General features: G+C 52.4%; 17 protein-coding genes. 10 read left to right on the plus strand and 7 right to left on the minus strand.

What is annotated here, in order from left to right; all coding sequences use genetic code 11:
* The first annotated feature begins 56 nt into the window (after positions 1-56).
* From LGV68_RS15725 to LGV68_RS15745, 5 genes are all read left to right on the plus strand, one after another.
* Entirely contained in the window at positions 57-887 is an 831-nt protein-coding gene (locus tag LGV68_RS15725) for a Dam family site-specific DNA-(adenine-N6)-methyltransferase (RefSeq protein WP_020329450.1), read from the plus strand.
* Between the two features lie 125 nt (positions 888-1,012).
* Positions 1,013-1,684, plus strand: a complete 672-nt coding sequence (gene rpe, locus LGV68_RS15730; RefSeq protein ID WP_020329451.1) for a ribulose-phosphate 3-epimerase — start codon at positions 1,013-1,015, stop codon at positions 1,682-1,684.
* A gap of 37 nt (positions 1,685-1,721) precedes the next feature.
* Positions 1,722-2,402 carry a phosphoglycolate phosphatase gene (locus LGV68_RS15735; protein WP_020429281.1) on the plus strand — a complete coding sequence of 227 codons (681 nt, stop codon included), beginning with the start codon at positions 1,722-1,724 and terminating at the stop codon, positions 2,400-2,402.
* Between the two features lie 154 nt (positions 2,403-2,556).
* Complete coding sequence (trpS, locus tag LGV68_RS15740) at positions 2,557-3,573, plus strand: tryptophan--tRNA ligase (RefSeq protein WP_004728575.1); 1,017 nt, start codon at positions 2,557-2,559, stop codon at positions 3,571-3,573.
* A 308-nt stretch (positions 3,574-3,881) separates the two neighbouring features.
* The gene (locus LGV68_RS15745) at positions 3,882-6,500 is read left to right on the plus strand and encodes an ExeM/NucH family extracellular endonuclease (protein WP_252535658.1); all 2,619 of its coding nucleotides are present in this window, start codon (positions 3,882-3,884) and stop codon (positions 6,498-6,500) included.
* 74 nt (positions 6,501-6,574) lie between these two features.
* Here LGV68_RS15745 and LGV68_RS15750 read toward each other — a convergent pair whose 3' ends face one another.
* Positions 6,575-7,846, minus strand: a complete 1,272-nt coding sequence (locus LGV68_RS15750; protein WP_222755359.1) for an FAD/NAD(P)-binding oxidoreductase — start codon at positions 7,844-7,846, stop codon at positions 6,575-6,577.
* 174 nt (positions 7,847-8,020) lie between these two features.
* Between LGV68_RS15750 and LGV68_RS15755 the strand changes: the two genes are divergently transcribed.
* The 5 genes from LGV68_RS15755 to LGV68_RS15775 all read left to right on the plus strand — a co-directional run bounded on the left by LGV68_RS15755 (position 8,021) and on the right by LGV68_RS15775 (position 13,833).
* Entirely contained in the window at positions 8,021-8,599 is a 579-nt protein-coding gene (locus tag LGV68_RS15755; RefSeq protein WP_024374087.1) for an aminodeoxychorismate/anthranilate synthase component II, read from the plus strand.
* 432 nt (positions 8,600-9,031) lie between these two features.
* Complete coding sequence (locus LGV68_RS15760; protein WP_158147082.1) at positions 9,032-10,243, plus strand: aspartate aminotransferase family protein; 1,212 nt, start codon at positions 9,032-9,034, stop codon at positions 10,241-10,243.
* A 99-nt stretch (positions 10,244-10,342) separates the two neighbouring features.
* The gene (gene astA / locus LGV68_RS15765) at positions 10,343-11,362 is read left to right on the plus strand and encodes an arginine N-succinyltransferase (protein ID WP_020329458.1); all 1,020 of its coding nucleotides are present in this window, start codon (positions 10,343-10,345) and stop codon (positions 11,360-11,362) included.
* 33 nt (positions 11,363-11,395) lie between these two features.
* Positions 11,396-12,853 carry a succinylglutamate-semialdehyde dehydrogenase gene (gene astD, locus LGV68_RS15770; protein WP_020329459.1) on the plus strand — a complete coding sequence of 486 codons (1,458 nt, stop codon included), beginning with the start codon at positions 11,396-11,398 and terminating at the stop codon, positions 12,851-12,853.
* Positions 12,854-13,038: 185 nt separating this feature from the next.
* Positions 13,039-13,833, plus strand: coding sequence for a DUF1338 domain-containing protein (locus LGV68_RS15775; protein ID WP_252535659.1), 795 nt, complete (start codon positions 13,039-13,041; stop codon positions 13,831-13,833).
* A gap of 119 nt (positions 13,834-13,952) precedes the next feature.
* Here the strand turns inward: LGV68_RS15775 and crp are convergent, their stop codons facing one another.
* The 6 genes from crp to LGV68_RS15805 form a co-directional block, all read right to left on the minus strand.
* Positions 13,953-14,585 (minus strand): cAMP-activated global transcriptional regulator CRP, encoded by a 633-nt coding sequence (gene crp, locus LGV68_RS15780; protein ID WP_004728582.1) that lies wholly within the window; start codon positions 14,583-14,585, stop codon positions 13,953-13,955.
* Between the two features lie 241 nt (positions 14,586-14,826).
* Positions 14,827-15,696 (minus strand): phosphoribulokinase, encoded by an 870-nt coding sequence (locus tag LGV68_RS15785; RefSeq protein WP_004728583.1) that lies wholly within the window; start codon positions 15,694-15,696, stop codon positions 14,827-14,829.
* 94 nt (positions 15,697-15,790) lie between these two features.
* Positions 15,791-16,000, minus strand: coding sequence for a YheU family protein (locus LGV68_RS15790; protein WP_020329461.1), 210 nt, complete (start codon positions 15,998-16,000; stop codon positions 15,791-15,793).
* Between the two features lie 91 nt (positions 16,001-16,091).
* The gene (locus LGV68_RS15795) at positions 16,092-17,069 is read right to left on the minus strand and encodes a hydrolase (protein WP_020329462.1); all 978 of its coding nucleotides are present in this window, start codon (positions 17,067-17,069) and stop codon (positions 16,092-16,094) included.
* Positions 17,070-17,181: 112 nt separating this feature from the next.
* Positions 17,182-17,655 (minus strand): TIGR02444 family protein, encoded by a 474-nt coding sequence (locus LGV68_RS15800; RefSeq protein ID WP_020329463.1) that lies wholly within the window; start codon positions 17,653-17,655, stop codon positions 17,182-17,184.
* On the minus strand, positions 17,652-19,574 hold the full coding sequence (locus LGV68_RS15805) for an ABC transporter ATP-binding protein (RefSeq protein ID WP_252535660.1): 1,923 nt from the start codon (positions 19,572-19,574) through the stop codon (positions 17,652-17,654). Before LGV68_RS15805 ends, LGV68_RS15800 begins: the two co-directional genes overlap by 4 nt.
* Positions 19,575-19,690: the final 116 nt, after the last annotated feature.

Consider the following 19,690-nt stretch of genomic DNA (forward strand, 5'->3'; position numbering starts at 1 on the left):
TCAAAATGTGTTACATTCCGCAGCCTTATTTTTTCGGTGATTGATTAGAGCAGTAGATGAAAAAGCAGCGTGCCTTTCTGAAATGGGCGGGGGGAAAGTTTGGCCTCGTCGAAGACATTCAACGCCACCTGCCACCGGCTGATGAACTGGTTGAACCGTTTGTCGGCGCTGGGTCTATCTTCCTCAACACCGAGTTTAAGCATTACCTGCTAGCGGATATCAATCCGGATCTGATCAATCTCTACAATCTGCTTAAAGAGCGTCCAAGCGATTACATCGACGAAGCCAAGCGCTGGTTTACGCCGGAAAACAATCGCAAAGAAGCGTACCTGTCGATTCGTCAGCAGTTTAATCAGACGGACGATATCATGTACCGCTCACTGGCCTTTCTGTATATGAACCGTTTTGGCTTTAACGGCTTGTGCCGTTACAACAAAAAAGGCGGTTTCAATGTGCCGTTTGGTTCATACAAAAAACCTTATTTTCCGCAAGCAGAACTGGAATTCTTTGCCGAAAAAGCGCAGCGCGCGACCTTTATCTGTGCTGGTTACGACGAGACGTTTCGCCGCGCGGCAGCCAGCAGCGTGGTGTATTGCGATCCCCCGTACGCGCCGCTGTCATCGACGGCCAATTTTACGTCTTACGCGGGCAATGGCTTTACACTTGATGACCAGGCAGCGTTGGCCGATATCGCCGAAAAAACCGCGACAGAACGCGGCATTCCGGTGCTGATTTCCAACCACGACACCATTCTGACCCGCCGTTTGTACCATGGCGCGCAGCTCAATGTGGTGAAAGTGAAGCGTACCATCAGCCGCAACGGCGCGGGTCGCAACAAGGTGGACGAACTGCTGGCGCTGTTCAGCCCGGCTCAACAGGATTTGTAATAACTGGCGCCGAATGTGCAGATTTGCCTGCTGGCTTGGCCCTTGGCGCTAGGATCTCTCCGCTCCCTTAGGTAGAATGTCGAACATAAACTGTTCACTGCATTCCATCGCCTAAGAGGTCAGGTATGAAAGATTTTCTCATTGCTCCATCCATTCTCTCTGCAGATTTTGCCCGTCTCGGGGAAGACGTCGAAAAAGTCCTGGCGGCGGGTGCCGACGTGGTTCACTTTGACGTGATGGACAACCACTACGTACCTAACCTGACGTTTGGCGCGCCCATTTGTAAAGCGCTGCGTGATTATGGCATTACCGCACCGATTGACGTTCACTTGATGGTCAAACCGGTCGATCGCATCATTCCTGATTTCGCTAAAGCCGGCGCTTCGATGATCACTTTCCATGTTGAAGCGTCTGAGCACGTTGACCGTACACTGCAACTGATCAAAGAGCACGGCTGTAAAGCGGGCGTAGTGCTTAACCCGGCAACGTCACTCAGCCATCTGGATTACATCATGGACAAAGTGGATATGATTCTGCTGATGTCGGTCAACCCGGGTTTTGGCGGTCAGTCATTCATTCCGCATACGCTGGATAAACTGCGTGCGGTGCGCAAACTGATTGATGACAGCGGCCGTGATATTCGTCTGGAAATCGACGGCGGTGTGAAAGTGGACAACATTCGCGAAATCGCGGCAGCCGGTGCGGATATGTTCGTGGCTGGTTCGGCGATTTTCGGTCAGCCAGATTACAAAGCGGTCGTGGACGCGATGCGTGCAGAGCTGGCTCGCGTAGAATAACAACCGATTACAATTAAAAAGCCTTAGGAAGATTGTTTTGAACCAAATTAAGTTGATCGCTTTTGATCTCGACGGCACGTTACTCGACAGCGTGCCAGACTTGGCGGTTGCCGCCGATCAAGCGGTGCGCGCGATGGGATTCCCTGGCGTGACTGAACTGCAGGTGCGCGATTATGTCGGTAATGGTGCCGATGTGCTGATTGCCCGCTCTCTGAGCCAGAGCCTGACGATTGACCCGTCACTGAGCGACGAAGTGCGCAGCAAAGCGCGCGTGCTGTTTGATGATTTCTATGAGCAGACTGGCCACAAGCTGAGCCACCTTTACGCCAATGTTAAAGAGACGCTGGCGCAGCTGCACCGCGCGGGTTTCACTCTGGCGCTGGTGACCAATAAACCGTCGAAGTTTGTGCCGCACGTGCTGGCTCAGCATGGTATTGATGGCTACTTCAGTGACGTGATTGGCGGCGATACCTTCCCGAACAAGAAGCCGGATCCGATGGCACTGAACTGGCTGCTGGACAAACACCAGCTGAGCGCCAGCGAAATGCTGATGGTCGGTGATTCCAAGAACGACATTCTGGCTGCGAAAAATGCCGGCTGTGCGTCGTTCGGTCTGACTTACGGTTACAACCACGGTGAGCCAATCGCTGTGTCTGAGCCGGATGTGGTGGCGGATAACATTGCGCAATTGCTCGATGTTGTGCTCGTTTCTGCGTAAAAGACCGCAATCTTCGCTGGCAAAATACTCGTTAATGAGTACACTGCTGGTTTGATGTTTTTCAAATAAAAGCGCGCTCAGAGTGGTCTGGGCGCGCCTTTTTCACAGATTTGTTCTGTCTTATCTCATATTAAGTAACAAGGAAATCATACTCATGAGCAAACCCATCGTATTGAGTGGTGTTCAACCGTCAGGTGAACTAAGTATCGGTAACTACTTGGGTGCTCTACGTCAATGGCAACAGATGCAAGACGACTATGATTGTCACTACTGTGTAGTGGATTTGCATGCGATCACGGTTCGTCAGGATCCGAAAGCGCTGCATGAAGCAACACTGGATGCATTGGCAATCTGTCTGGCCGTTGGTGTTGATCCGAAAAAGAGCACGCTATTTGTTCAGTCACATGTACCAGAGCATGCTCAATTGGGTTGGGTTCTTAACTGTTACACACAAATGGGCGAACTGAGCCGCATGACTCAGTTTAAGGACAAGTCTGCGCGTTACGCGAACGATGTAAACGCCGGTCTGTTTGACTACCCGGTTCTGATGGCTGCGGATATTCTGTTGTACGGCGCGCACCAAGTGCCTGTAGGCAGCGACCAGAAGCAGCACTTGGAGTTGGCGCGCGATATCGCCACCCGTTTCAACAACATCTACAGTCCTGAAACGCCAATCTTTGAAGTGCCGGAGCCGTACATTCCGACCGTGAATGCACGCGTGATGAGCCTGCAAGATGCGACCAAGAAAATGTCGAAGTCGGATGACAACCGCAAGAACGTGATCACGTTGCTGGAAGATCCGAAGTCGATCATTAAGAAGATCAACAAAGCCCAGACAGACACAGACACGCCGCCACGCATCGCACACGATGTAGAAGCGAAGGCAGGCATCTCGAACCTGATGGGGCTGTACGCAGCGGCTACTGGTAAAACGTTTGCCGAAATTGAAGCGCAATACGCGGGCGTGGAAATGTACGGTCCGTTTAAGAAAGACGTCGGTGAAGCGCTGGTGGCGATGTTAGAACCGGTTCAAGCTGAATATCATCGCGTGCGTGCGGATCGCGCGTACCTCGACAGTGTGATGCGTGATGGCGCAGAGAAGGCCTCAGCGCGTGCACTGCAAACCCTGAAGAAAGTGTTTGATGCCGTTGGTTTTGTGGCTCGCCCGTAAACTTTCTCTGAATGTAAAAAGCCCCGGCATTGTCCGGGGCTTTTTTATGCCTTGAAGAAATCTCTTTGTAATCAATGTTTAATCTAACCTTCATTTAAGTTTTTACGTTAACTGTTGAAACTTTGCGTTCGGTTCAAACATTGATCATAAGAATGCGAGATATGTCTCGATATGCATAGTGAATGGTTTGTCTTTGCAGTCAAAAGCACAACACTGGTTGATGTTTTTAACCGTGTTGCAGTGATGAATGTGACACATCGCACTTAACTTCATACCTAGATTACATCGTAGGGATGACGAGGCTAATCATGCATACCCAACCCACTTTTTCAGTTTCTTTTTCGGCACTGGCGCTGGCCATTGCGGCGGGACTCAGTGCGCCAGCGCGCGCGGAGATTGTGCTGTCGCAATACGTTGAGGGCAGCAGTTACAACAAAGCGATCGAGATCGCCAACACGGGCGACGCGTCGGTCAGTCTGGATGGCTACTCGCTGGCAATGTCGGCCAACGGCAGTGGCAGCTGGGATAAAACCCTGCCGCTGAGCGGCCGAGTGATCGCCGCACACGATGTGTTGGTGCTGTCTAACTCCGGCGCCAACAGTGACATTCAGGCGGTCACCGATATCAGCAACAACAGCGTGATCAATTTTAACGGCAACGACCCGGTGGCGCTGCTTAACAGTGATGGTTCCGTGCATGATGTCATTGGCGACATGGGCGGCGCCGATTTCGGGAAAGACCGCACTCTGGTGCGCCAAGCTGATGCGCTGACGCCATCGGCGGTGTATCAGCCACAGCAGTGGATGGTGTGGGATGCCAATGTCATCGACGGTTTGGGTTCGCTTGATACAGAGCTGCCTGAGGCGTTCACCTGTAATCAGGATGGCAACGAGCCAACCTTTACCTCTATTCAGGATATTCAGGGCGAGGGCGATACGTCACCGTTTATCAACGGTTATCCGTACATCACCGACGACGAATACACGGTGAAAGGGGTGGTCAGTGCGGTGACGGGTGGCCTGACCAAAGGGTTCTATCTGCAAGCGTTGGACGATGATAACAATCCGTTGACTTCAGAAGGGCTGTTTGTGTTTACCGGTCAGTCGTCGAGCGATCTTCAGCCGGGGGATGTCGTGTGTACCCGCGGTAAAGTGCAGGAGTACTACAATCTGACCCAACTGAAAGTAGAGAACAATCAGTGGGAAAAATTGTCCGAACAAGCCGCACCGACCGCACACGAGGTCACCATTTTGGGCAGCGACGAGCACTTTGCCCAAACCATGGAACGCTACGAAGGCATGTTGGTGACGCTGCCTAAAGCGCTGGATATGCGTGTCACCCGCACCTTTGGTTACGATTACGATGCGCGCCGCAACAATATGGTGCTCGCCCAAGGGCGTGTGAACATGCAGCCGAACCAGTTGTTCCCGGCAGGTTCCGAACAGGCTCAGCAACAGAGCCTCGACAACGCTCAGCGCCGACTGTTTGTCGAATCGGATGCCAAAGCGGGTGATGGTCAGATCCCTTACTACCCGCAATTTGGCCGCAGCGATATCGATCAGGATGGCTCAACGGAAGACTACATTCGTGTGGATGATACGCTGTTCGATGTGGAAGGCGTGGTGACCTACAGCTACGGCGAATACCGTCTGGTGGTGACCAACACCATCAGCCAGGACAATCTGGTCCACAACGATCCGCGTACCGCAAAACCTAAGATGTACGAAGGGGATTTGCGCATCGCGTCGTTTAACGTCCTCAACTACTTCAATTCTCCTTATGGTGGTGACGCGAATCAGCACGGTGATAACCGCGGTGCCAGCAACTTTACTGAGTTCTCGATGCAGCAGGCGAAGATCGTCAATGCGATTTTGCGTCTGGATGCGGACATCGTCGGCTTGATGGAAATTGAGAACAACGGTTTTGGTGATGGTGCGGCGATTCGCCAACTGGTCGATCAACTCAATGAACGTATCGATGACAAGAAAAAACGCTACCAGTTTGTAGCTGTGGATTCGAATCAGGATGGTCAGACCGATGAGAAAGATTCGGTTGGCAGCGACGCGATCACCACGGGCGTAATTTATCGCGACAAAGTGGTCAAACTGCTGCAAAGCCGAGTGATCCCAATGCCGAGTCAGCAAGCACCTGAAGTGCTGAATGAGGAAGGCAAAGTGATTGAAGATGGTAAGAACTACCAGCGTGATACGCTGGCGCCGACCTTTAAAGTCAAAGGCGGGAACGAGACCATCACCGTTGCAGTCAACCACCTTAAATCCAAAGGTTCAGCTTGCTGGGAAGATGCGGCGCCGGTCAGTGAAGGCGGGCAGGGCGGCGCGGATGCCGATCTGCAGGGTTCGTGTGAGAACTTCCGTGTTGCCGGAGCGGTGGCACTGGGTGAAGCGTTGGCGAAAATCGACGGTCACAAAGTGATTCTTGGCGACATGAACTCGTACGGCAAGGAAGATCCGATGCTGGTTCTGACTGACTACACGCCAGAGAAATACGGCAAAGTCATTAAGGCAGCGCGCAATACCGTGATTGGTGAACAACCCCAGTTTGGCGATGACGGCGCGGTGATCACGCAAGGTTTCGGTTACCTGAGTGCGATGGAACTGGCGCACAAAGACAACAGCTGGAGCTACTCGTACAACGACGAAGTGGGCGCGCTCGATCATCTGTTGGTCAGCGACAGTCTGAAGCTGCGTGTCGTCGATGCCATTGACTGGCACATCAACGGCGGCGAATCGACGCTGTTTGACTACAACGATGAATACAAAGGCGATCTGCCGAAATATGAGGACCATTTCCGCGCTTCTGACCATGATCCAGCCGTGGTTGAGCTCAATATCTACGGCGGCTCATTCAGCGTGGCAGGGTTGGGGTTGCTACTGGGTTTAGGTTGGTGGCGTCGTAAATCGGCTTAAGTCGAGTGATAAACTGAGGGGAGCATAATGCTCCCCTTTTTGTGTCTGCTGCCGGGGCAGGTAAGCACTAACGGCTATTTGGTGCGCTCAATGCCGGCTGCTTTCATTATGTATTTCTCATAAATCGGCTCGCTGGTGCCTTTCTTCACTTTGTAGAGAAAGTATTTCTCAAACGCAATTTTGGCCAAATGCACCCATTGCCCCATCCCCGTCCAGTTCGTGTTGCGCGGAGGATTTTGTGGCAATGCGACAAAAGCTGCCCCTTTATCGCCCATATCTGCCAGACACACCGCATTGAGTGTCGGCTTGGTGTGCATCGCTTCACCGCGCTCCAAGCTGAGAATATTCTCCACAATGGCCGTGGTCATCGATTCAATCATAAAACCCGTTTTGGGAGCACCCACCGGCACGGGAGTTTGCTCCAGAGGCGGAATAGCCACACACACGCCAGCGGCAAAAATATTGTCGTACACCGGGCTGCGCTGGTATTCATCAGTCATGACAAAACCTTTCGGGTTACACAGGTCAGGTACGGCCGCAATCGCCGCTGAGCCTTTAAACGGAGGCAGGAACATCGCCATGCTGAAGGGCAGTGCATGTTCGAAATCGACTTCGGCTTTGCGATTGAGCTCTTCAATGTGTGCCACGTCTGCTTCAAATTGAGTGACGCGAGCATTGCAAATCCATTTGATACCGCGTTCACGGAATTCATGTTCCATCAGCGCTTTGGAGTCCCCCACGCCACCCAGGCCCATGTGGCCGATATAGGGCTCGCTGGTGACAAACGTCATAGGCACTTTATCGCGGATTCTGAGTTTACGCAGATGGCTTTCGAGCGACAAAATGTACTCGTAGGCGGGGCCAAAACAGCTTGCACCCTGCATGGCGCCAACGATGACCGGTCCCGGATTGTCGACCAGTTGCTGTAGAGCTTGGTAAGCTTTCACCGCGTGATCAACCGTGCAGATCGATTGGGTGTAGCCGTTCTCCGGCCCTGATCCCGGTACCGCTTCAAATGCCAGTTTCGGACCGCTGCAAATGACAAGGTAGTCGTAGCGATACTGCTGACCATCTCCAGTACTCAGTGAGTGCGCTTGGGCGTCGATGGCGGTGACCCCGGACGTGTTGAAGGGAATGCCGAATTTGTCTACGTAGGGGCTCAGTTCGAGAATCACCTGCTCTTTGGTCCGTTCTCCCAATGCGACCCAGGGATTGGACGGAATAAAGTGAAATTCAGAGCCTTCGTTGATCAACATGACTTCATGGTCAGCAGGCAGTTTTTGTCGCAGTTCGTAGCAGGCGGACATGCCGCCTAACCCGGCGCCGATAACGATGGTCCTCTTCATCTCGTTCTTCCTTATTAATTAGCAATAACTAAATTAATGGTAGCTAATGAAAATGGCCGTGCCATTATTCTTAAGTCGAAGATGAGAGAAACGTGATGAAATCTGCTTTATTGATTGAATCTGGCGCGCTGATTTGTAGAATGCGAGGGATTCTTGTCTCACGCTGGCGACGTTATGCTTCTGATTATCGATAATTACGACTCATTCACTTACAACCTCTACCAGTACTTTTGCGAGTTGGGTGCGACGGTGAAAGTGGTGCGTAACGATGAAGTCACGCTGGAGCAAATTGAAGCGCTGGCGCCAAGCCATCTGGTGATTTCACCGGGGCCATGTACGCCGAATGAAGCCGGCATTTCACTGGCGGCGATTGAGCATTTTGCCGGCCGGCTGCCGATTCTGGGGGTGTGCCTCGGCCATCAGGCGATTGCGCAGGTGTTCGGTGGTGAAGTGGTGCGTGCCCGTCAGGTGATGCACGGAAAGACTTCTCCGGTGCGTCATACTGGGCGCAGCGTGTTCGCCGGACTCAATAATCCGCTCACCGTCACGCGCTACCATTCGCTGGTGGTGAAAAACGGCACCTTACCGGACTGTTTTGAGCTGACGGCTTGGACGGAGCTGCCGGATGGCACTCCGGACGAGATCATGGGCTACCAGCATAAAACTCTGCCTATTGATGCAGTGCAGTTCCATCCGGAATCGATCAAAACCGAGCAAGGCCATGAACTGCTGGCCAATTTCCTGCGCCGATAATCCCTCATCCCAGTAAAACCGTACGCTGCCGCCGAATCGTGGTCGTGGGTGCCTGCGCGATTTTTCCTGATCACGATCACTATTCTTAACATTTTCGTCATCTAAATTTCTTTTTTTCTACATTGAAAATTTATTCGCCGTAGATCCTGCCGATCCATTGCTACGCCTGATCTGACCGTGGTGTGGCACGGCTTTTTTTACCCATAATGAAAAAGTACTTCATAAAAGCGTTTACTTGGTGCATAAATAATCACGAGTGGTGAAGATTGTGAGCTGAATCGGCTGGCTGAAAGAATAAATCACTATTGAATTGGTTAATAATTTGTAAATACAATGCTGCATCGGCTTATATGCAAAACAAAATCTCAACGTCGGGATTTTGTGAAAGGACTGCCTTTCTGCCAGGCATGCGGTATCGAGAAGGAATGTGCAATGACAGTGGAAATTAAAGTAGAACGCGGTTTGTTTGATGAGGTAATGGTGCCTTGTTACAACCCGATGGAATTCATCCCGGTTAAGGGACAGGGCTCACGTGTGTGGGATCAGCAGGGCAACGAGTACATCGATTTTGCCGGCGGTATCGCGGTGAGCTGTTTAGGTCATTGTCATCCAGCAATGGTGAACGCGTTGACAGAGCAGGGCAACAAGCTTTGGCATCTGAGCAACGTGATGACAAACGAACCAGCACTGCGTCTGGCGAAGAAGCTGACTGAAATCAGCTTTGCGGAAAAAGTGTTCTTTGCTAACTCGGGCGCCGAAGCAAACGAAGCGGCACTGAAGCTGGCACGTCGTTACGCTGCGGATGTTTATGGCCCTGAAAAGTCTGAAATCATTGCATTTAAACAAGGTTTCCACGGCCGTACATTCTTCACCGTGACTGTGGGTGGCCAAGAGGCTTACTCGGACGGTTTTGGTCCAAAACCAGGTGATGTGACGCATCTGCCATACAACGATGTGGAAGCGCTGCAGGCGCACATCTCTGACCGCACTTGTGCTGTCATGATGGAACCTCTGCAAGGCGAAGGCGGTATTGTGTCGCCAACACCAGAATTTGTTCAGGCTGTGCGTGAGCTGTGTGACAAACACAATGCGCTGCTGATTTTCGATGAAGTGCAAACGGGTAACGGTCGTACCGGTCACTTCTACGCTTACCAAGGTATCGGTGTGACGCCGGACATTCTGAGCACAGCCAAATCACTGGGCGGCGGTTTCCCAATCGGCGCGATGCTGACAACATCGAAACTGGCAGAGCACATGAAAGTGGGCGTGCACGGTTCGACCTACGGCGGTAACCCGCTGGCATGTGCGGTTGCAGAAGCCGTCGTGGATGTGGTGAGCAAGCCAGAAACGTTGGCTGGCGTCAAAGAGCGTGAAGCACTGTTCCGTGAAGGTCTGCAAAAGATCAACGCGAAGTACAACCTGTTCAAAGAAGTTCGTGGTCAGGGCCTGCTGTTAGGTGCGGCGCTGAACGACGAGTGGCAAGGCCGTGCGCGTGACGTGTTGGTCGCATCAGGTAAACAAGGTCTGATGCTGTTGGTGGCCGGTGCGAACGTTGTTCGTATGACCCCATCATTGATTATTACTAAAGAAGAAATCGAAGAAGGCTTAGCACGACTAGACAAAGCAATTGCTACCCTAGTTTAAGCGAGCCCGTACGCCATACCAAACCCATGGGATGGGGGCGGTATGGCGACGTTATCAGGTCGAGGCATTCAGACCTGTTTGCATCTGGAGGGAGTATTGATGCTAGTTGTTCGCCCTATTGCAATTTCAGACTACGAGGCGCTGCACACCTGCGCAGTGGAATCGGGTCATGGATTCACCTCATTGCCGGTTAACGAAGAACTGTTAACCAATCGCATTAAACATTCCGAATACAGCTTTACCAAACCCGACGTGAACCAGCCGGGCGATGAAGGCTACCTGATGGTTGGCTTTGATTCCGAAACGGGGGAAGTTGCGGGCACCACAGGCGTTGAAGCTTCCGTGGGCTGGGATATTCCGTTTTACTCTTACCACATCAGCACCATCGTGCACGCATCGCCAAAACTGGGCGTCAACAATGTGGTTAAGCTGCTGACGTTTGGTAACAACTACACCGGTTGTTCGGAAATCTGCACGCTGTTTCTGCGCGCTCCGTTCCGTGAAGGCCTGAACGGGCGTCTGATGTCGAAATGTCGTTTCCTGATGATGGCGGAACATCCGCATCGTTTCTCTAAAACCATCTTCGCTGAAATGCGCGGTGTCTCTGATGAACAGGGTAACTCACCGTTCTGGAAATGGTTGCAGGAACACTTTTTCTCAATCGACTTCACCATGGCGGATTACCTGACAGGTATTGGCAAGAAAGGCTTCATTGCCGATCTGATGCCGAAACTGCCGATTTACATCAACTTGCTGAGCAAAGAAGCGCAGGCAGTGATTGGTCAGGTGCATGAGAAAACCCGCCCGGCGCTGGCGCTACTGGAAAAAGAAGGCTTCACTTGCCGCAACTATGTGGACATTTTTGATGCGGGCCCGTCAGTAGAATGTGACCTGCGCAATATCGAATCGGTACGTGATTCCGTGCGTGCCAAAGTGGAAATCGCCGAGCACTCCAGCTCGCAGGATTTCCTGATGTGTAATACCTCTTTTGAACATTTCCGCGCGACGGCGGCGAAAGCAGCCTATAACCGTGAGCGTGGAACCGTGATTATTGCGCCTAAAGTGGCTGAAGCGCTGCAAGTCGACAATGGCGACTTCCTGCGCATCCTTGCTCAATAGTCAGAGCACAGTAACGAATTGAAGGATAAGACAATGACTCAGTGGATTGCCGGTCAATGGGTGGCTGGTCAGGGTGAACACTTCACCTCTTTGAGCCCATACAACAACGAAATTGTCTGGCAGGGCGACAGTGCCACGCCAGCTCAGGTTGAAGATGCCGTAAAAGCCGCGCGCGCTGCGTTTGTTGAGTGGAAGAAACTGCCATTCGCGGAACGCGAAAAAGTAGTGCTGGCGTTTGCTGAAAAGGTCAAAGCCAACGCTGAAGCGATCGCTGAAGTGATTGCTAAAGAAACCGGTAAACCGATTTGGGAAACCCGCACGGAAGCCGCTGCGATGGCTGGTAAGATTGCGATCTCGATTCGTGCTTACCACGACCGTACCGGTGAAACCGTGCGTGAAGCGGCGGGCAACCAAATCGTGCTGCGTCATCGTCCGCTGGGCGTGATGGCGGTCTTTGGGCCGTACAACTTCCCGGGCCATCTGCCAAACGGCCACATCGTTCCAGCGCTGCTGGCGGGTAACACCGTGGTATTCAAACCGTCTGAACAAACACCTTGGACGGGTGAAGTCGCGATGAAACTGTGGGAAGAAGCGGGTCTGCCTAAGGGCGTTCTGAACCTGGTACAAGGCGGTAAAGAGACCGGGATTGCGCTGGCACAGTCAAAAGGTATCGATGGGCTGCTGTTTACTGGCAGTGCCAACACGGGTCATCTGCTGCACCGTCAGTTTGCGGGTCAGCCAGGTAAAATGCTGGCGCTGGAAATGGGCGGCAACAACCCGATGGTGATCTCTGATCACTACGGCGACCTGGATTCCACCGTTTATACCATCATTCAATCGGCCTTCATCAGTGCCGGTCAGCGTTGTACCTGTGCTCGTCGTTTGTACGTACCACACGGCGATAAAGGCGATGCGCTGATCACGCGTCTGGTTGAAGCGACTCAGAAACTGCGCATCGACCAGCCATTTGCTGAACCCGCACCGTTTATGGGGCCACAAATATCCAAAGCGGCCGCGGACTTTATTCTCAAAGCGCAGGCAAACCTGCAATCTTTAGGCGGCGAAATTCTGGTTGAAGCGCGCGGTCTGGAAGCGGCGTTTGTGACTCCGGGTATTATCGATGTGACCCCGATTGCCGAGCTGCCGGACGAAGAGTACTTCGGCCCGCTGCTGCAAGTGGTGCGTTACGAAACGTTGGCTCAGGCGGTTGAACTGGCCAATGACACCCAGTTTGGCCTGTCGGCTGGCCTGGTCACCACCGATGACAGCGAATGGGAATACTTTGTTGACCACATTCGCGCCGGCATTGTGAACCGCAACCGTCAGCTGACGGGCGCGAGTGGCGATGCGCCATTCGGTGGTCCGGGTGCGTCGGGTAACCTGCGTCCAAGCGCGTTCTACGCGGCGGACTACTGTGCCTACCCGATGGCGTCGATGGAAGGTTCGGCAACCGAACTGCCAGCCACGTTGAGTCCGGGTATCGAACTGTAATTGATGATTTAGCTAACGTCACAGGCTGAAGGCTACCCGGTCCTTCTCGGGCTTCGGACCGGGTAGCCACTTTTTACTATTACAACAATAAATATTCATATTAGCCCCAAGTAGTGAGTGGTCACTTGGGCAACAGAATCCAATAACCCAGGTTGCTTGCAGAGCAGCGCAGACAAGGAGGCGTTATGACGCCAGCAGTTCTCTTTGAATCCCTATGGAATGACTATATTCGACGTCTTTGCCCGTCGGCCGACAAAGTACACCAGTTGCTTCAGGAAGACGAAGCGCTGATCAACGATCACATCGCCCTGCGTACGTTTAACGTGGCACCGCTGGGGATTGATACGTTGGCGAAACCGTTTCTGGCGCTGGGCTACAAGCCGTGCGGTGATTACGTGTTTGAAAGCAAAAAACTGGTAGCGAAACATTTCGAGCATCCGGATCCGCTGCAACCCAAAGTGTTCATCAGTGAATTGAAAGTGGAAGAGTGTTCACCAGAGCTACAAGCGATTGTTGCTAAGCTGGTGGCGCAAGTTGATGCCACGAAGCTGGAAGGCGATGCTTTCCTCTACGGTGGCCGTCTGTGGGATCTGAGCTATGCCGATTATCTGCAACTGGCGAAAGAGAGCGAATACGCCTCTTGGCTGGCAGCACACGGTTATGGTGCCAACCATTTTACGGTGAGCGTTAACCAGCTGAATGCGTTGGATGAAGTGAAACAGGTGAACGATCATCTGCGCAGCGCAGGCTTTACCATCAACGAATCTGGTGGCGAAGTGAAGGGCTCACCAGAGGTGCTGCTGGAGCAGTCATCAACGATGGCAGACAAAGTGCCGGTGACCTTCATTGAAGGCATAGAAATCATTCCGGGCGGCTTTTATGAGTTTGCCAAGCGCTACCCAATGGGCAACGGTGAACTTTACACCGGCTTTGTGGCCGCTTCTGCAGACAAGATTTTCGAAAGTACCGACAGCAAGTAATTTCGCGAGTGGCTTTGGGTTGTCTGTAGTCCAGTGGCGGACAACCTTCCTCTCTCCTGGCCACAAGCAAATAAAAAAGCCACCGCAAGGTGGCTTTTCTTATTCTGTCTCGGTGACGATTAACGAGTACCGTATACCACGATAGTCTTACCGTGTGCAGAAATCAGGTTCTGCTCTTCCAGCATCTTCAGGATGCGGCCAACGGTTTCACGAGAACAACCAACGATTTGACCGATTTCCTGACGAGTGATCTTGATTTGCATACCGTCTGGATGGGTCATGGCGTCTGGTTGTTTCGCCAGGTTCAGTAGGGTCTGCGCGATGCGACCAGTTACGTCTAGGAACGCCAGGTCACCCACTTTTTGGCTAGTCACTTGCAGACGGCGAGCCATCTGGCCAGACAGGCGCATTAGGATGTCCGGGTTAACCTGAATCAGCTGACGGAATTTCTTGAATGAAATTTCCGCGACTTCACAAGGAGATTTTGCACGAACCCAGGCAGTACGCTCCTGACCTTCTTCAAACAAGCCAAGCTCACCGATGAAGTCACCTTGGTTCAGGTAAGACAGAATCATCTCCTTACCTTCTTCATCTTTGATCAGTACCGCAACAGAACCTTTAACGATGTAGTACAAAGTCTCTGCTTTTTCGCCCGCGTGAATTAGCGTGCTTTTTGAAGGGTACTTATGAATGTGACAATGTGAAAGAAACCACTCTAGTGTCGGGTCGGTTTGAGGTTTACCTAGAACCATAATATCTCACTTCCTCTGCAGGGTACGCTTGCTGCTATCCATATTTTAGCGAAGCCTTATTTGGATTCACTAGAATAAGAGGACTTTCTTATTGCTGCAAGTTATCTTGTGTTTCGGTATGGAATAGTATCCTTTTTCCAAAACGATTTCTTGATTTTAATCGTGTAGGACAGGGGATAATCTACGCAAAACTGTGCACATGATCACGGTATGAAAAGTAATCGACACAGTAGGGCGTTGACTAGCCAATTTTCCCTGATTCTATCAATTGTTGCAGGAGCGGCCTGACGATCAGCTCCATCGCAAATCCCATTTTCCCGCCCGGCACCACGATGGTGTTGTGACGCGACATGAACGAACCATCAATCATCGCCAGCAGGTAAGGGTAGTCGACGTTTTTAATCCCACGCAGGCGAATGACGACAAAACTTTCATCCAGACTGGGGATGCCTTTCGCGTTGAGCGGGTTGGAGGTATCGACGGTCGGCACACGCTGAAAGTTAATGTGGGTGCGCGAGAACTGCGGCGTAATGTAGTTGAGGTAATCGTCCATGGAACGCACGATGGAGTCCATCACCGCTTCCCGGGAATGGCCGCGATCGCGCGTGTCACGTACGTATTTTTGAATCCATTCCAAGTTCACAATCGGCACCATGCCAATCAGAAAATCGACGTGCTGCGCGACGTTCACTTCGCCATCCACCACGCCGCCGTGCAGTCCTTCGTAGAACAGTACATCGGAGTTTTCCGGCAGTTGTTGCCATGGGGTAAAGGTGCCCGGCATCTGATTGTAGGGCACGGCTTCGTCAAACGAGTGCAGATAGCGTCTGACCTGGCCGGTGCCGGATTTCCCAAACTGGCGGAAAAAGTCTTCCAGTGCGGTAAAGTCGTTGGCTTGCGGACCAAAATAGCTGATGTGGCGGCCTTGCTCGCGCGCCTTGCGAATCTCGACGTCCATTTCCGGACGGGTAAAGCGGTGGAAGCTGTCGCCTTCCACCCAAGCGGGCTTGATGTCCATCATATTGAACATCTTACGGAACGCTTCTGAGGTCGTGGTTGTGCCGGCGCCCGACGAACCGGTGACGGCAATAATTGGGTGTTTCGCTGACATGACAAACCTTGTCTCTGAGTCCTTAAAACAGGGCTGTATCAGTACAGCCCAAGCCGAATCACTATAGCACGTAAAACTTTGCTGTTGTCACCCGTTAACGATGATTGACTTTTATATCAACGGTTTCATGCAATTCTGAATAGACGATCACGGCTTCTCCGGATTGCAACAGAGCCTTAACCTGATCGACTTTATCTTGCAGAGAAATCTCGACTTCACCGTAATCGGTGCCTTCGCGCAGCACGAATTCACGAATCAGACTGTCGAGCGTATCGGGCGCAATTTGCTGCCACGGAACGATCATAAATACCTCTTGCTTTTATGTTCGTGGTTGAATGCTGCCAAGTATAACGCCTCAGCGGTCCAGCGTCAGGTCGCAGCAACTTGGCAACGCACTAGGTTTTATCGCGCAGACTGGCGTAGTAAGCCGGCAGGGATTGTTCGAGCCAGAATTGCGGCTTGAGCAGCGACCCGCTGAGAAAGCCGACATGGCCGCCCTGATCAAACAGACGGTAATCGATGTTTTCCGGCAGGACAAATTTCGGGATCACCGCATCGGTCATGAACGGATCGTCCTTGGCATGGATGATTTGCGTGGGCACGCGAATGTCTTTCAGCTTGTTGATCCCCGAGCAGCGCTGGTAGTAATCCTGCGCGTCCTTGAAACCGTGGAGCGGCGCGGTGATCAGGTCATCAAACTCCTGCAAACGGGTCACGCGTTTGATGCTGTGATAGGACAAGCCCAGTTCGCCCTTGAGCAGGTGATGCTTTTGCAGCGCATTGTGTTTGAGCGACGACAACAGGTAAGTGCGGTAGAGCTTGGAAAAGCCGCGTTCAATGCGCTCAGAACAGGCAGCGAGATCGAGCGGCGCCGAGACCACGGTCGCTGCGCTGACTATGGGATCGGCATTGAACTCGGCCAGATAGTTGACCAGCATATTGCCGCCGAGCGAAATGCCGACCGCAATCATGGTCTGCTCAGGAAATTGTTCGCGCAGGGTTTCCAGCACAAAGCGCGCATCCTGCACTTCTCCGGAGTGGTAAGCGCGAGCCAGATGATTCGGTTTGCCGCTGCAGCCACGAAAATGCATCATCACTGACAGCCAGCCGTCGCGGGCAAACGCGTGCATCAGGCCATTGGCATAAGGGCTGTAGAAGCAACCTTCTAAACCGTGAAACAGCACAAACAGCGGTTTGTTTTGCGCGTTAGCGTGGTGTGGGTCTTCGCTCCAGGCGAGATCGAGAAAGTCGCCGTCCGGAGTATCCAGCGTCTGCCACACCGGTTCAAACAGTGCTTTCTTTCGAATAAAACGCGGAAACAGCGTTTGCAGATGCGGGTTTTTCAGGCCGGTTGCGGCAACAAACTGGGTCATAATTCAAACCAATACAAAGTGATTTAATGAGTATATACCCAAGTTACCCCAGATTGGCGTATTCGGCGAGTCGTGGTGGTTTTTTATGAAGCGTTGCCCAAAACAGGCGGGATCAGAAGGATGGTGGTACTGGCTTCATAAACACGGTGCCCAGATGCTCTGCGCCGAGTTGGCGACAGTAACGCAGTGTCAGGGCTTCACCGTGGCTATTTTCCAGCGTCAGCCGATTGATGCAGTCGACCAAATCCGATTGCTGCTGTTTTTCGAGTTGCAGTTCAAATTGCAGCGCTTCGCGGTAGAGCGTATCCGGCAGATGCGCTTTCATCTTGCGGCGCATGTCGCGATAGCTGTGGATCAGTGTTTCGGAGCGGCTGAGACAGTCAACCACCTGTTGCCAGTCGTGTTCCTGCGGCGTCACCTGCTGCTCGTCGAGGTACTTGAGCAGCAGCAGCAGATTGACGTTGCCGTTGAAGTTATTCTGCAGGCTTAAGCACGCCTCTTTCACCTCGCGCACGCTGTAATACTGCAAACTGAATTGCCATAATCTTTCCAGCGTTAGAGGGATTCTGACGTGCTCTTGGCTCATTGACTGTTGAACTCCTGTTCCATCTCTTCCAAGACTTCCTGCTCTGCCATCCAGTCCATTTCGATTTCTTCGAGTTCGGACTTGGCACTGGCCTGAGTAGCGAGTACTTGAGTAAGTTTAGCTTTATTTTCCGCATCATACAGTGAGGAATCGGACAATTGTTCCTCAGCCTCGGCGACAATGGCATTCAACTTATCCATTTTCGTTTCCAGCTGTGTCAGCTTTTTGCGAATTGGTGCGGTTTGTTTGCGAAAATCGGCTTCACGGCGTTTCTGCTCTTTCTTCGCCGCGGCGCTGTTGGTGTTGTCTTTCGCCGGAGCTTGCGCCTGTGTCTCTTTACGTTCGGCTTTTTGTTGATCGGTCAGCCACTTGTAGTAGTCCGTCAGGTCACCATCAAACGGCGCAACTTGGTGGTCATGCACTAAGTACAGATCATCGGTCGTGGCGCGCAGCAGGTAGCGGTCGTGGCTGACGATCACCATTGCGCCTTCAAAGCTTTGCAGTGCAAACGTCAGCGCCTGTCGCATGTCGAGATCCAGGTGGTTGGTCGGTTCGTCGAGCAATAACAGGTTGGGTTTTTGCCACACGATCAGCGCTAAGACTAAACGCGCTTTTTCACCGCCGGAAAACGGGCCAACTTTATCCAGTGCTTTGTCGCCGTGGAAACCGAAGCTGCCCAGATAGTTACGCAGTTCCAGCTCGTTCTTGTCGGGGGCAATCTGCATCATGTGTTGCAGCGGCGTTTCTTCCGGATGCAGTGTTTCTAGTTGATGCTGGGCAAAGTAACCGATCTTCACGCCCTGCGAATAGGTCAGGTCACCGCCTTGCTGTTTCAGTTCACCCGACAGCAGTTTGATCAGCGTGGATTTACCGGCGCCGTTGCGACCCAGCAGACCGATGCGGCTGCCCGGGACCAGATTGAGGCGAATTTTTTCCAGAATCAGATGATCACCGTAGCCTGCGCTGACTTCATCCATCATCAGAATGGGGTTTGGCAGCGCCGATGGCTCGCGAAACTCAAAGCTGAACGGGTTATCAAATTGCGCCGGCAGCACTTTCTCCATCCGCTCCAGAGCCTTAATACGGCTCTGCGCCTGGCGGGCTTTGGATGCTTTGTAACGGAAGCGGTCGATGTAACTTTGCATGTGTGCCATCTGCTTTTGTTGCTTCTGGAACATGGCTTGTTGTTGCAGCATCTTCTGCGCGCGCTGAGTTTCAAACGATGAGTAGTTACCGGTGTACTCGTTGAGCTTTTCGTTTTCGATATGAATGATGCGGCCGACGATCGGATCAAGAAAATCGCGGTCGTGCGAGATCAGGATCAGCGTGCCCGGATAGCTTTGTAACCAGCGTTCCAACCACATGACGGCATCCAAATCCAGGTGGTTGGTCGGTTCGTCGAGCAGCAGCAGGTCTGAGCGGCAAATCAGCGCCTGAGCCAGGTTGAGGCGCATACGCCAACCACCGGAGAACTGAGTCAGACTCCAGCTCATCTGTTCCTGAGAAAAGCCCAGACCATCAAGCAGCTCGGAAGCGCGGGCACGAATGCTGTAGCCGCCGATGGTTTCGATGTGGCCGTGCAGCTCGGCCACTTTGTTGCCGTTATCCGCCAGCTCGGCTTGGGCCAACTGGCGTTCTAAATCACGGTATTCACGATCGCCGTCAATGACGTATTCCAGTGCGCTGCGATCCAGTGCCGGAGTTTCCTGTGCCACCCAGGCCAGTTCCCATTGCGCCGGTTTACTGAACGAACCGGCATCAATACTCAGTTCGTCTTTCAGCAGTGCGAACAGCGTGGATTTACCGCAGCCGTTCTTCCCGACCAGGCCGACTTTGTCGCCGAGCTGAATGGTGGCCGAAGCCTGATCGAGCAGTGGTTTTCCACCGCGCAGTAACTGAATGTCAGAGAAGGTAATCATAAAAATATCGTCTGTCTTGGCCTTAAACTTTTTCGCCCGGAATAGTAGGGGGAATAAGGATAAATGTCGATCATTATGCAAATTGGGTTATGATGCTAAGTCACTTATTGTTAACA

It is taken from the genome of Vibrio sp. LQ2 (assembly GCF_023920125.1).
Classification (GTDB): Bacteria; Pseudomonadota; Gammaproteobacteria; order Enterobacterales; family Vibrionaceae; genus Vibrio; species Vibrio fluvialis.

What these genes read in the sequence shown, in the direction of transcription:
- rpe (WP_020329451.1), top strand. Translation starts at nt 1,013, where the DNA reads ATGAAAGATTTTCTCATTGCTCCATCCATTCTCTCTGCAGATTTTGCC.
- LGV68_RS15745 (WP_252535658.1), top strand. Translation starts at nt 3,882, where the DNA reads ATGCATACCCAACCCACTTTTTCAGTTTCTTTTTCGGCACTGGCGCTG.
- LGV68_RS15750 (WP_222755359.1), bottom strand. Translation starts at nt 7,846, where the DNA reads ATGAAGAGGACCATCGTTATCGGCGCCGGGTTAGGCGGCATGTCCGCC.
- LGV68_RS15725 (WP_020329450.1), top strand. Translation starts at nt 57, where the DNA reads ATGAAAAAGCAGCGTGCCTTTCTGAAATGGGCGGGGGGAAAGTTTGGC.
- LGV68_RS15785 (WP_004728583.1), bottom strand. Translation starts at nt 15,696, where the DNA reads ATGTCAGCGAAACACCCAATTATTGCCGTCACCGGTTCGTCGGGCGCC.
- trpS (WP_004728575.1), top strand. Translation starts at nt 2,557, where the DNA reads ATGAGCAAACCCATCGTATTGAGTGGTGTTCAACCGTCAGGTGAACTA.
- crp (WP_004728582.1), bottom strand. Translation starts at nt 14,585, where the DNA reads ATGGTTCTAGGTAAACCTCAAACCGACCCGACACTAGAGTGGTTTCTT.
- LGV68_RS15760 (WP_158147082.1), top strand. Translation starts at nt 9,032, where the DNA reads ATGACAGTGGAAATTAAAGTAGAACGCGGTTTGTTTGATGAGGTAATG.
- LGV68_RS15800 (WP_020329463.1), bottom strand. Translation starts at nt 17,655, where the DNA reads ATGAGCCAAGAGCACGTCAGAATCCCTCTAACGCTGGAAAGATTATGG.
- LGV68_RS15755 (WP_024374087.1), top strand. Translation starts at nt 8,021, where the DNA reads ATGCTTCTGATTATCGATAATTACGACTCATTCACTTACAACCTCTAC.
- LGV68_RS15805 (WP_252535660.1), bottom strand. Translation starts at nt 19,574, where the DNA reads ATGATTACCTTCTCTGACATTCAGTTACTGCGCGGTGGAAAACCACTG.
- LGV68_RS15775 (WP_252535659.1), top strand. Translation starts at nt 13,039, where the DNA reads ATGACGCCAGCAGTTCTCTTTGAATCCCTATGGAATGACTATATTCGA.
- LGV68_RS15795 (WP_020329462.1), bottom strand. Translation starts at nt 17,069, where the DNA reads ATGACCCAGTTTGTTGCCGCAACCGGCCTGAAAAACCCGCATCTGCAA.
- astD (WP_020329459.1), top strand. Translation starts at nt 11,396, where the DNA reads ATGACTCAGTGGATTGCCGGTCAATGGGTGGCTGGTCAGGGTGAACAC.
- astA (WP_020329458.1), top strand. Translation starts at nt 10,343, where the DNA reads ATGCTAGTTGTTCGCCCTATTGCAATTTCAGACTACGAGGCGCTGCAC.
- LGV68_RS15790 (WP_020329461.1), bottom strand. Translation starts at nt 16,000, where the DNA reads ATGATCGTTCCGTGGCAGCAAATTGCGCCCGATACGCTCGACAGTCTG.